This window comes from Nocardioides sp. B-3 (assembly GCF_024703895.1).
Classification (GTDB): Bacteria; Actinomycetota; Actinomycetes; order Propionibacteriales; family Nocardioidaceae; genus Nocardioides.
Window position 1 is genome coordinate 4,220,924 of record NZ_CP087968.1, and the last position, 11,968, is coordinate 4,232,891.

The following is an 11,968-nucleotide window of genomic DNA, read 5'->3' on the forward strand; positions in this document are numbered from 1 at the left end:
GGTCGCGTCGGTAGCTGTGCCCGTGCGGACTGGTCCACTCAGAACACTCCATGGGAGGGCTGGCTGACTCGCCATCGGCCACTGGTCTTCAATCGATGATGTCGGCGGCAGAGCGCGCCCAGATTGGACGTGATCGTCGGTCCCGGTTGAGGTCGTCCTTCAGCCGCCGCGGCGTGGTCGAACGGGATCGTGTGGTCGAGGTCGCAACGTCGTGCGGGCTGGCTGCACCACGGGAAGACACAGGTGCGATCGCGCAAGGCGATCTGCTCGCGCTGCCGGTCGGTCGGCGTGTAGCCGGGGGCCGAGATGTCGGTGTTCAAGTCGATCACGGCTTGACGGTGACCTTGGTGTGCGAGTCGCCGCACCATGACTTCACCAGATCGAGCAGCAAGAGCCGCTGCCCCTCGTCCATCCTCCCGAGGTGGTCGACGACGAGCCCACCGGTGGCAGCGTCGGCCGGGCTGGCCTTGAAGTGGAGGTGCAGCTCGAGTGCCCGGGCCGCCGGCAGCGACACGGTCCCTTCCGAGCCCGTAGCCGCCTCGGTGGTCGTCAGCCCGCTGCCGGTGGCGAGGTCGAGCGCTAGCTGGTGGCGGGCGAGGTGTCCCAGCGCCATGGAGCGTCGCGCGTCGAGGGACGCCTCCGAACCGAGCGCCTTGAGCTCCGCGGCCCCGGCGCTCAGCACGTGGTCGAGGTCGAGGCGGTCGACCGGGTCGACCTCGGCGCTGACCTGCAGGGTGCCGGCGTAGCCGACCTGACCGCCGTCGACGGTGACGTGGCGCGTGTCCGGGCACTCAGGGTGCGGATCGTCCGGATCGACCGGCTCGGTGGGGTGCTGGCGCTGAATCGCCTCCGCGACCAGCCGATCGAGCTGGGCTGGGCCGACCTTCGCCGCGAAGGGCGTGACCCGGCGGTCGATCCAACCGACGGAGTCGGGAGTGAGCGACGGTGTCGCGTGGATGGTGGCCTCGGCGACGAGCCGGGCCCGCCATGGCGGCACCTGACCCGCATGCACGGCGGACCACAACCGAGGGAGCCGGTGCCGCAGCTCCAGCGCGTGGCCGATCAGGCGCTTCGCCGCAACCGTGGAGATCCCGAGGACCGTCCCGAACTCGGCGATGCAGAACTCCGCCACGGCAGGGCAGCCCTGCCCGGCGATCGCTTCCTCGTGCTCGATCCCCGCCGGGGAGTAGGACGCCGCGTTGTGCAGCGACTCGGCCGCTTGCTGCGAACAGGCAAGATCCAGCACCTCGCGAGCCGACAGATCGTCGGTCGGCTCGGCCACTGCAGTGGCCGTCGGCTGGGTCGAGTTCATGTCTTCGACGCTTAGAAGCCCACCGACAACGCAGCCCGGAAAGGGCCCTATATCGAGAGGTGTGGAGACCTCTTTCAGAAACTTTTGGGGCCAGCGAGGTCGAGGCTGAGCGACACCACACCTTCGACAGTTCTGAATCCAAGCCTGCGATAGAGGCTGAGCGCGGCTTGGTTCTCCGGCTCCATGGCGAGGGACAGTCGTGTTGCGCCTGCTGCTGATGCCGCCTCGCGGACTGCACCCACCAGAGCGGCTGCCGCTCCTTGACGACGCGACCCGGGGAGCACGTACAGGTCACGCAGCTGCCAGAACCGCCCCATGGTCAGAGATGCCGGGACCGCGTGGCCGGTTGCCAAACCGATCGGAGTCGCGTCCGCCTGCGAGTGGACGAACGCCGTGTAGACCGTGAGCAGATTCGACGTAACCATGTCTGTGAGCCAGCCGAGGGTGCGCTCGTCCGCCTCCGGCGGCTCGCCGTAGTGGTGCCGGTACTGGTTGAAGAGGTCGCTCGCCGCCGCGAGGGTCTCGTCGGTGTCGCAGGTCGTGACCCTCACGGTGTTCTTCACCGAATCACTTCTCTCACGATGTCCTCCCGGCACATGGGGTGCGCAAGCGTCAGGTCCGCCAGCTCTGCAGCCGCGAACCATCTCAGGTCGTCGTGCTCCCCGGGCGCTGCGTTCACCGGCTCACCCTCTCACCGTCGTACGACGAATGCGTGCATCTCGATCGCCGGATCGGTGAGGTTCAGAGCCATGGGTAGCGGGTCGAGGATGCGGACGCCCAGCTCCTCGCCGCACTCACGGATCACGGCCTGCTCGGGCGTCTCTCCGGCTTCCACGTGACCACCGACGAGATCCCAGCAGTCGGGGTAGATCCGCCGTCGCGGGTGGCGGTGACCCAACAGCACGCGTCCGTCCCGGACCAGCGCGGCCACGGCAATGACGATGGGGGCGGGCACCGTTACTTCCCGCGGATGAGCTTGCGGACCCGCTCCCAGCGGTCCTTGATCGCGGCCTCGGCACCCAGCGAGGTGGGTTGGTAGTAGGCCGCGTCCTCGATCACGTCGGGGGCGTACTGCTGCTCGGCGATCCCGAACGGCTCGTCGTGGCTGTACTTGTAGGTGTTGCCGTGGCCGATCTTCTTCGAACCGGCGTAGTGCGCGTCGCGCAGGTGCGGCGGCACGTTGCCGATCTTGCCCGCGCGGACGTCGGCGCTCGCTGCGTCGATGGCCATGATCACAGCATTGGACTTCGGCGCGATGGCCAGCGCGATGGTCGCCTGCGCGAGGTTGAGCCGAGCCTCGGGCATACCGATCAGCTGGACGGCTCGGGCCGCCGCGACCGCGGTGGTGAGCGCCGTAGGGTCGGCGAGGCCGACGTCCTCGCTGGCCGGGATCACCAGCCTGCGCGCGATGAACCGCGGGTCCTCACCGGCCTCCATCATCCGCGCGAGGTAGTGCAGGGCAGCGTCGACGTCGGAGCCACGCACCGACTTGATGAAGGCACTGATCACGTCGTAGTGCTGGTCGCCCTGCCGGTCGTAGCGCACGGCCGCCCGGGTCCACGGCGGTCTCGGCCGTGGCGAGATCGATGAGCGCGCTCCCACCGGGAGCGAGCCGCGCCGGCCGCCGCCTCCGGGTAGGTCAGGACCCGACGGGCGTCCCCGCCCGCGAGCCGCACGAGGTGCGCCTGCGCGTCGTCGTCGATCTCGAACGCGCCAGCCGGGCCGCGTTCGTCCACCAGCGCCTGCTCGGCCACGGCCACGATGTCGTCGTCGGTCAGCGACTCGAGCCGCAGCAGCAGGCTCCTCGACAGCAGTGGCGAGATCACCGAGAAGAACGGATTCTCCGTCGTCGCGGCGACCAGCGTCACCCACCGGTTCTCGACCCCCGGCAGCAACGCGTCCTGCTGGGCCTTGGTGAACCGGTGCACCTCGTCCACGAAGAGCACCGTCTCGTTGCCGCCCCCGGCCAGCTCGTTGCGCGCGGCATCGATCGCGGCGCGCACTTCCTTGACCCCGGCCGCGACGGCCGAGACCTCGACGAACCGGCGCTGCGTCTGCTGGCTGACGATCGAGGCGATCGTCGTCTTGCCGGTGCCGGGCGGACCCCACAACAGCAACGACATCGACTGGTCACCCTCGATCAGCTGCCGCAGCGGCGACCCCGCCGCCCGCAGCTGCGCCTGCCCGACCAGCTCGTCGAGCGTGCGTGGGCGCATGCGTACGGCGAGGGGCGCCGACGCATGCGTGTTGGCGCCGAGCGATCCACCCCCGGGCACGCCTGTGGAGGCGTGCTCGGGGATGTCGAAGAGTGAGTCCACTCAGGCTGAGGTGAGCTGCTTGGACTTGAGGTCGAACCACTCGTCCTCATAGCCCGGGCCCGTGATCAGCGGCGTCGTGGGGTTGCCCGTCGGGCTGCCCCGGTCGTCGACACCGAGCAGTCCCGTCGTCACCGGAGCGGCCGGGTGTGCCCCGAGCTCGCCCGCGAAGTGGCACGCCACCTTGTGCCGCTTGCCGATCTGCAGCAGCGGCGGCTCGACCTTCGCGCAGATCTCCTGCGCGTATTCGCAGCGCGTGCGGAAGCGACAACCCGACGGCGGGTTGATCGGGCTCGGCACGTCACCTTCGAGGCGGATGCGCTCGCGCCGTCCACCCACCGCCGCCTGCTTCACGTCTGGCACCGCCGAGAGCAGCGCCCGGGTGTAGGGGTGGTGCGCGTGGCTGTAGATCGTGTCGCGGTCGGCGATCTCGACGATCTTGCCGAGGTACATCACCGCGACCTCGGGGCAGAAGTGCCGCACGATCGCGAGGTCGTGGGCGATGAAGAGGAACGCGATGTCGAATTCCTTCTGCAGGTCCTGCAGGAGGTTGATGACCTGCGCCTCGGATGGACACGTCGAGCGCCGAGACGGGCTCGTCGGCCACCAGCAGCTTGGGGTTGAGCGTCAGCGCGCGGGCGATCCCGATGCGCTGGCGCTGGCCGCCGGAGAACTCGTTGGGGTAGCGGTTGTAGTGCTCGGGGTTGAGACCGACGACCTCGAGCAGCTCCCGGACGCGCGGCAGGATCTGCTTCTTGGGCACGATGTTGTGCACCGCAAGCGGCGCCCCCACGATCGTGCCGACCGTGTGCCGCGGGTTGAGCGAGGTGTAGGGGTCCCGGAAGATCATCTGCACGTCTCGGCGCAGCGGCTTCATCTCGCTGTTGGAGAGCTTCGCGAGGTCGTGCCCCTCGAACTGCATCGATCCACCGGTGGGCTTGTAGAGCCGCGTGATGAGTCGCCCGGTGGTGGACTTGCCACAACCCGACTCGCCCACCGGGCCCAGCGATCCGCCCTTCGGCACTGGAACGAGATCCCGTCAACGGCTCGGACGTGGCCGATCGTACGGCGCACGAGGCCGCTCGACTTGATCGGGAAGTACATCTTGAGGTCCTCGACCGAGAGCACCGCCGGCGCGTCCGGGTCGAGTCGGCTGGCGACATGGCCCTCGGTGTCGCTCGGCAGGGCAACCTCGTGGTCGAGGTAGCCGTCCTGCTCGTCCGGGCTGGTGTCGAGGCTGGCGTTGGATTCGTCGGTCATCGGTTGTCCTTCACCAGGTCGGGGGCGATCTCCGGCAGCACATCGGCCCGGTAGATCGCATCGGGATCGGGCAGGTGACAACGCTTCACGTGGGCTGCGTTGCCCTTGGCCGCGGAGAGCTCGGGCAGCTCGGTGAAGCACAGGTCACCGGGCACCTTCTCCCGGTGTGCGCACCGGGGGTGGAAGGCACACCCGGTCGGCGGGTTCAGCAGGCTCGGCGGCGTTCCCGGGATCGGAATGAGGCGGGCGTCCGTGCTGGCCGTCACGTCGGGCACGCTGGACAGGAGTCCCCACGTGTAGGGCATCTCGGGGTGCGTCAGGATCTCCTTGGCGGTGCCGTACTCGACGCACCGACCGGCATACATGACCAGCACGTCGTCAGCCATCTCGGCGATGACGCCGAGGTCGTGGGTGATGATGATGACCGCGGAGTTGAACTCACGCTGGAGCTCCCGGAGCAGGTCGAGGATCTGCGCCTGCACCGTCACGTCGAGCGCGGTCGTCGGCTCGTCGGCGATCAGCAGCGACGGGTCGTTGATCAGGCCCATCGCGATCATGGCGCGCTGGCGCATGCCGCCGGAGAACTGGTGCGGGAAGTCGTTGATCCGCTGGTCGGGCTGCGGGATGCCGACCCGGTCGAGCATCTCGATCGACTTCCGCTTCGCGTCGCGATTGCTGGCGCTCGAGTGGTGCACCTGATAGGCCTCGGCCAGCTGGTCACCGACCTTGTAGAACGGGTGCAGCGCGGCGAGCGTCCCGGAAGATCATCGCGACCTCGGAGCCGCGGAGCTTGCGCATCTGGGCCTCCTGAAGTCCGACGACCTCGCGGCCGCGGATGCGGATGGACCCGGAGATCTTGGCGCTGCGCTCGTCGTGGAGACCGAGGACGGCCATGCTCGAGACGGACTTGCCGGAACCGGACTCACCAACGATGCCGAGGGTCTTGCCCAGCTCGACCGAGTAGGAGAGGTTCTGGACGGCAGCGACCTCCCCGTCCCGGGTCGGGGAAGCGGACCGTGAGGTCCTCGACGACCAGCAGGGGCTCGTCGTGGTCGATGTCGGAGCTGGTGCCGGGGCGCAGTGGTGCGTTGGTCACGAGAGCCTCACTCGGGGGTCGAGGACGCTGTAGACCACGTCGACGAGAATGTTGGAAATGATCAGCACGGTGGCACCGAAGAGCGCGGTGGCGGCAACCACGGGCAGGTCACGCTGGAAGACCGCCTGCAGGCTCCACAGACCGATCCCCTCGATGTCGAAGATCCGCTCCGTGAAGATGGTGCCTGCCAGCAGGGTGCCGAAGTCGATGCCGAAGATGGTGACCACCGGGACGAGCGCGGCTCGCAGCCCGTGCTTGTACACGACCTTGTTGGCACCGAGGCCCTTGGCCTTGGCGGTTCGGATGTAGTCCTCGCTCAGGACTTCCACCATCGAGCCGCGTGTGTATCTGGTGTATTGGGTGCAGCCGAACGCACCCGGGGCGCACCACGCCAACAGCATCCCGCTGAACCACTTGGCGGGGTTCTGTGTCACCGGGAAGTAGCCGGTGTCAGCGAAGAACAGTATCTCCCAGCTGATCGTGAGGTAGAGCCACGTCAGCAGGGCGAACAGGTAGTAAGGAATGGAGGAGACCACCGGGAAGCCCGACACCGGGGCCTTGTCGGCCAGCGTGCCTCTCCGTCGCGCGGCGGCGACACCGATCGGCACACCCAGCGCGAGGTAGAGGAAGCCGCCGCCGATGGCCACCGAGAAGGTCGCGGGCATGCGGGTCTTCATCTCCTCGAAGACCGGAGCCTTCGTGCGGTAGGAGTAGCCGAGGCAGGGGGCGTTGCAGTCGAACTTGGTGGTGCTGCCGAACTGGATGTCGCGACCGACCGCGACACCCTTCATGAAGGTGCCGTACTCCTCGTACCACGCGTTGTTGAACCCGAGGTTCTCGCGGAAGACTTCAAGCCTCGCGGGTGTGCATCGGTTCTGGGTGTCGTTGTCGCAGATCGTCTGCGCCGGCTCCGAGGGGCCGAACCAGAAGAGCAGGAAGACGCTCATGGAGATCAGGAACAGCACCACCACGCCCGACAGCAGGCGCTTGATGACATAAGCGAACACGAGAAGTTCCTCCGGGGTCAGGAGATGATGCCGACTCTAGCGGCACGGTGGTGTGGGGCCCCGGGTTCCGAGGCCCCACACCGTGATGGAGATCGAGTCGACGTCAGCCGACTCCGGGATCACTGAATGACGTAGAGATCCTTGTAGTTCGGCGCACCGAACGCACCGTCACCCGTCGGGTTCCCGATCTTCTCGCCGAAGGCGAAGAGGTCGTTGCAGGAACGCGGTCGGGATGATCGGGTAGTACTCGGTCGCGATCTGCTCGTCGAGGTCGCCCCGGGCATCGGGCTGGTCCTCGAGCGGCAGGGTGCCGATCTCGTCCATGCGGGCGTCGATCGCCGGCTCGTCGAAGAACGCGGTGTTGTACGTCGCGCCCTTGCGGAGCAGGGCCGGGATCATCGTCGAGCCAGCCGCCGGCCAGTCGGAGCACCAGTTGACGCCACGCAGGTTGAGCTTCTTGTTGATCTTGTTGTCGGGGTCGGTCCAGATGACGTAGAGCGACGTCTCGATCGGCACCGGGTAGGACTTGACCTTGAAGCCGGAGTCGGTCAGACCCTTCTCGATCTGCTCCTGAGCGGCCTCGGTGGTCGGCGAGCCCGTGGCGTAGGCCATGTGGATCTCGTAGCCCTCGGCGCCGGCCTCGGCCAGCAGCTCCTTGGCCTTCTCCGGGTTGAACTTGATCTGCTCACCGTCGACCCGGTAGTCGGACTTGCCGGCCATACCGGGGGGCATGACCGAGTTGGCGGGAACGCGGGTCACGCCCGGCACCTCGCCCGACGCGCTCCAGACACTCTCGTACGGGTAGGCGTACGCGAGGGCCTTGCGGATGTTGATGTCGGTGATCTTCGTGTAGTCCGGCGCCCAGAAGCTGGTGCACTGCGCGGACTGCTGCACCATGCGCTCGTTCAGCGTCTGGGACATCTCGGTGTAGTTCTCCGCGGAGACCGCAGCCGAGATCGAGGTCTGCGACTCGGTGTTTCCGCTGAGCATCAGCTCATCGGTCTGCGTCGGGTCGGCAGTGAACTTGAAGACCCACTTGTCGGCGTACTGGTGACGAGCCGGGTCGGACTCGGGAATCCGGGCGTCGTTCTTGACGAGGACGAGCTCCTCGCTCGGGCGGAACGACTCGACCTTGTAGGGGCCGTTGGACAGCGGGTTGCGGCCGTACTCCGGCGGGTCGGAGACCTTGCCGAGAGGCGCCGGGCCCATGGCCATGAAGGTGCCCCAGTAGTCCATGTCGGGGAAAGGCATCGACATCTTGATGGTGACGCTGTTCGCGGCCTCATCGAAGGTGACGGCGTCGTACTTCTTGCCCTTGTCGGTGTAGGGACCCTTGTACTTGTCCGCGTCCGCGAAGAAGTGCGTGGAGTACTCCGTGCCGGGGCCCGACGGGAACGCCTCGGAGTCCATCGAGCGGGTGATGCCCCGGGCGACCTCCTCGGCCGTGATGGTCTTGCCGTCCTCCCACGTCGCGTCGTCGCGCAGCGTGAACGTCCACTCGGTGAAGTCCTCGTTGGGCGTGCCCAGGGTCGACGGCGAGGTCGGGGACCAGCTGCATCAGGCCCGTCTCCGGGTCGCGGGCGTACTGCGTCAGCGCGCGGTGCGTGAGCGCCTGCTGGATCGAGTTTCCGGTGACCGACCAGCCGTTGGTCGGGTCCGAGGTCCTCGGGGCCCGGGTCGTCGGGGAGGTGGACAGTGATGGTGCCACCCTCCGTCGCGCCTTCGATGGGCGCGGCGGGAGCCTGACGCTCCGCGTCCTTCGCGATGGTCTCGGCAGCTTCGTCGAAGCCACCGTCTCCACTGTTACCGCCCTCTTCGGGATCAGACCCGCCGCCACACGCGGCGAGGCTCACGAGGACAGCACTGGTAGCGAACGTAGCGATCGCCTTAGTCCGTCTCATTGTCCAGCCTTTCTCTTTCTGGGTCGCACTCCCGGTAGCCCGGGGTGACATCTGGGGGACTCGCCTCAGCGGCGGGTCTTGGGGTCGAACGCGTCACGCACCGCGTCGCCCAGCAGGTTGAGCGAGAGCACGAGGCCCACCACGCCGATCAGGGGGCCCAGAGGTAGAGGGAGTAGTTGCTCCAGTAGGGCACGGCCTTGGAGATCGTCTGTCCCCACGACGCGCTGCCCGTCACTCCGATGCCGAGGAACGCGAAACCGGCTTCCGCGGCGACGAATGCCGGCAGCATCAACGAGATGCTGATGACGATCGGTGCCATCAGGTTGGGCAGGAGCTCGCGGAACAGGATCCGGCGGGTCGGCATGCCCGGGACCCGCGCCGCGTGCACGAACTCGCGCTCGCGCAACGACATGACCTCGCCACGGATCAGGCGAGCCACCGTCATCCAGCCGAACATCGACAGCACGCCGATCAGCGAGAGCAGCTGGATCGTCTGGTAGCTGTCGCTGGTGCCGAACCGGTCGATGATGATCGGCGCGATGATCAGTGCCGCCAGCAGGAACGGGATCGTCATGAAGAAGTCGATGACGAAGGAGAGCACCTTGTCGACGGTGCCCCCGAGGAAACCGGCGATGAGCCCGATGACGATGCCGGTCACCGAGGCGAACAAGGTCGCGGTCGCGGCGATGATCAGCGAGGTGCGGGCACCGTAGATCCAGTGCGCCGGGTTGTCGGCACCACTCTTCGGCGCGATGCCGAGCGGGTGCGAGGAGTCGAAGGCGTGGTAGGGCGGGCCGGTCTTGGGATAGCCGACACCCGACGAGGCGAAGTTGCACTCGAGCACGTCGCAAGCCGTGACCGTGTCGAGGCTGACCCCGAAGATCTTGGCAATGACGTCGGCCGGGATCGCGACCGGGATGAAGAACATCACCGGGATGAAGCAGGACACGGCGATCTTGTCGCGCCGCAGGCGCCCGAAGGCGATCTGCAGGGGTGACTTGCCGGTGATCTCCTTGGCCGTCTTGCTGTTGGGATCGACGGGCGTCTCGTCCGTCAACGAGCCCAAGGTCTCCGGTGCAGTCGACTGCGACATGCTCTCCCTTTAACTGGTCCGGGGTTGCTGGTCCGTGGTGCGGGGGTGCACCGGGAGGTGTCTCCCGGTGGACTGCTCCGGACCGGGTTCCGGGCCAGCGCCGAACGGGACTCTATGTGACGCGGACCTCACAGACGATCACCGACGCGTAACGATCCGGACACGACCGTCCGCCCCGCGACCGCAGATCTGGGGACCCTTCAGCCCTCTTGCGGGAGATCCTCCGCCACCGATGCATCGACACCGGCTTCCTTCCGCTGTTCGGCGGAGATCGGCGCCGGCGCCGCTGTCAAGGGGTCGAACCCGCCGCCGGACTTGGGGAACGCGATGACGTCGCGGATGGAGTCGGTGCCGGCGAGCAGCGCGACGATCCGGTCCCAGCCGAACGCGATGCCGCCGTGCGGCGGGGCGCCGTACTTGAACGCCTCGAGCAGGAAGCCGAACTTCTCCTGTGCCTCGGCCTCGTCGAGACCCATCATCGCGAAGACGCGCTTCTGGATGTCCTCGCGGTGGATCCGGATCGAGCCGCCGCCGATCTCGTTGCCGTTGCAGACGATGTCGTAGGCCCGGGCCAGCGCGTTGCCCGGGTCGGAGTCGAAGCTGTCGAGGTCCTTGGGCGACGTGAACGCGTGGTGCACGGCCGTCCAGGCGCCGCTGCCGACGGCGACGTCGCCGGCGGCGGTGGCGTCACCAGCGGGCTCGAACAGGGGCGCGTCCACGACCCACAGGAAGTTCCGGGCGCTCTCGTCGATCAGCTCACCACGGCGACCGATCTCGAGGCGCGCGGCACCGAGCAGGGCCCGGCTGCTCTTGACCGGTCCGGCGGCGAAGAAAATGCAGTCGCCCGGTACGGCGCCAACATGGGCGGCCGGGCCTGCCTTCTCGGTGTCGCTGAGGTTCTTGGCGACCGGTCCCCCGAGCTCGCCGTCCTCGCCGACCGGGACGTACGCCGGGCCCTTGGCCCCGCGCTGCTTGGCCCACTCCTGCCGGGCGTCGAGCTTCTTGCGCGGCTGGCTCGCGCCGCCGGGCATGACCACGGCGCCGACGTAGTCGGCCGGGAACACCCGGAAGGTGGTGTCCTTGAAGTAGTCGGTGCACTCGACGAGCTCCCCGGCCCATCCGCAGGTCTGGCTTGTCGCTGCCGAAGCGGGCCATCGCCTCGGCGTACGTCATCCGCGGCAGCGGGGTGGGGATGTCGTAGCCGATCAGCTTCCAGAGGGCGACCAGGGATCTCCTCGGCGACGGCCGGGACGTCGTCCTGCTCGACGAAGCTCATCTCGATGTCGAGCTGGGTGAACTCGGGCTGGCGGTCGGCGCGGAAATCCTCGTCGCGGTAGCAGCGCGGATCTGGAAGTAGCGCTCCATGCCGGCGACCATCAGCAGCTGCTTGAACAGCTGCGGGCTCTGGGGCAGGGCATACCAGCTGCCGGGCTGCAGGCGCGCCGGGACGAGGAAGTCGCGCGCGCCCTCGGGCGTGCTGCGGGTCAGTGTCGGGGTCTCGATCTCGACGAAGTCGTGACGGTCGAGGACGTCGCGGGCGGCCTTGTTGACCTTGCTGCGCAGGCGCAGGGCGTTGTTGGGGCCGGTGCGGCGCAGGTCGAGGTAGCGGTGCTTGAGGCGTGCCTCCTCCCCCACGTCCCCGCCCTTGGCGGTGTCGTCGATCTGGAAGGGCAGCGGCGCACTGGCCGAGAGCACCTCGACGTCGGTCGCCACGACCTCGATGGCGCCGGTCGGCAGGTTGGGGTTCTCGTTGCCGGGCTTGCGCTCGACGACCTCACCGGTGACCTTGAGGCAGAACTCGCTGCGCAGGCTGTGCGCGACCGACTCGTCGCGCACCACGACCTGCACCACGCCGCTGGCCTCACGCAGGTCGAGGAACGCGACCCCACCGTGGTCACGGCGGCGCGCGACCCATCCGGCGAGGACGACGGTCTGTCCTATGTGCTCGGCGCGCAGGGTGCCGGCACTGTGCGTCCTCATACGG

The 11,968-nt window shown here is 67.9% G+C and carries 10 protein-coding genes and 3 pseudogenes; all 13 read right to left on the reverse strand.

Annotated features, from left to right (window positions below; all coding sequences use genetic code 11):
- Positions 1-38: 38 nt before the first annotated feature.
- The 13 genes and pseudogenes from LP418_RS27965 to aspS all read right to left on the reverse strand — a co-directional run bounded on the left by LP418_RS27965 (position 39) and on the right by aspS (position 11,964).
- The gene (locus LP418_RS27965) at positions 39-320 is read right to left on the reverse strand and encodes an HNH endonuclease signature motif containing protein (protein ID WP_257954509.1); all 282 of its coding nucleotides are present in this window, start codon (positions 318-320) and stop codon (positions 39-41) included.
- 5 nt (positions 321-325) lie between these two features.
- Entirely contained in the window at positions 326-1,312 is a 987-nt protein-coding gene (locus LP418_RS27970) for a 13E12 repeat family protein (RefSeq protein WP_257954510.1), read from the reverse strand.
- Positions 1,313-1,386: 74 nt separating this feature from the next.
- On the reverse strand, positions 1,387-1,875 hold the full coding sequence (locus tag LP418_RS27975; protein WP_257954511.1) for a GNAT family N-acetyltransferase: 489 nt from the start codon (positions 1,873-1,875) through the stop codon (positions 1,387-1,389).
- Positions 1,876-2,003: 128 nt separating this feature from the next.
- Positions 2,004-2,267 carry an NUDIX hydrolase gene (locus LP418_RS27980; protein ID WP_257954512.1) on the reverse strand — a complete coding sequence of 88 codons (264 nt, stop codon included), beginning with the start codon at positions 2,265-2,267 and terminating at the stop codon, positions 2,004-2,006.
- A 2-nt stretch (positions 2,268-2,269) separates the two neighbouring features.
- Positions 2,270-3,630 (reverse strand): annotated as a pseudogene (locus LP418_RS27985) (replication-associated recombination protein A).
- Positions 3,631-4,731: pseudogene (locus tag LP418_RS27990) on the reverse strand (ABC transporter ATP-binding protein).
- Between the two features lie 152 nt (positions 4,732-4,883).
- A complete protein-coding gene (locus tag LP418_RS27995; RefSeq protein ID WP_336275848.1) occupies positions 4,884-5,582 on the reverse strand; it encodes an ABC transporter ATP-binding protein in 699 nt (232 codons plus the stop codon).
- A gap of 22 nt (positions 5,583-5,604) precedes the next feature.
- Positions 5,605-5,838, reverse strand: a complete 234-nt coding sequence (locus LP418_RS31840) for an ATP-binding cassette domain-containing protein (RefSeq protein ID WP_336276151.1) — start codon at positions 5,836-5,838, stop codon at positions 5,605-5,607.
- Entirely contained in the window at positions 5,810-5,983 is a 174-nt protein-coding gene (locus LP418_RS31845) for a hypothetical protein (RefSeq protein ID WP_336275849.1), read from the reverse strand. The genes LP418_RS31840 and LP418_RS31845 overlap by 29 nt, the downstream gene beginning before the upstream one ends.
- Complete coding sequence (locus LP418_RS28000) at positions 5,980-6,990, reverse strand: ABC transporter permease (RefSeq protein WP_257954513.1); 1,011 nt, start codon at positions 6,988-6,990, stop codon at positions 5,980-5,982. The genes LP418_RS31845 and LP418_RS28000 overlap by 4 nt, the downstream gene beginning before the upstream one ends.
- Positions 6,991-7,158: 168 nt before the next feature.
- On the reverse strand, positions 7,159-8,517 hold the full coding sequence (locus tag LP418_RS28005) for an ABC transporter substrate-binding protein (protein WP_336276152.1): 1,359 nt from the start codon (positions 8,515-8,517) through the stop codon (positions 7,159-7,161).
- A gap of 522 nt (positions 8,518-9,039) precedes the next feature.
- The gene (locus LP418_RS28010; protein ID WP_257954514.1) at positions 9,040-9,984 is read right to left on the reverse strand and encodes an ABC transporter permease; all 945 of its coding nucleotides are present in this window, start codon (positions 9,982-9,984) and stop codon (positions 9,040-9,042) included.
- A 200-nt stretch (positions 9,985-10,184) separates the two neighbouring features.
- Positions 10,185-11,964: pseudogene (gene aspS, locus LP418_RS28015) on the reverse strand (aspartate--tRNA ligase).
- Between the last annotated feature and the right edge of the window lie 4 nt (positions 11,965-11,968).

Excerpts from the sequence above, each read along its gene's own strand:
- LP418_RS27970 (WP_257954510.1), bottom strand. The coding sequence starts at position 1,312 with ATGAACTCGACCCAGCCGACGGCCACTGCAGTGGCCGAGCCGACCGAC.
- LP418_RS28010 (WP_257954514.1), bottom strand. The coding sequence starts at position 9,984 with ATGTCGCAGTCGACTGCACCGGAGACCTTGGGCTCGTTGACGGACGAG.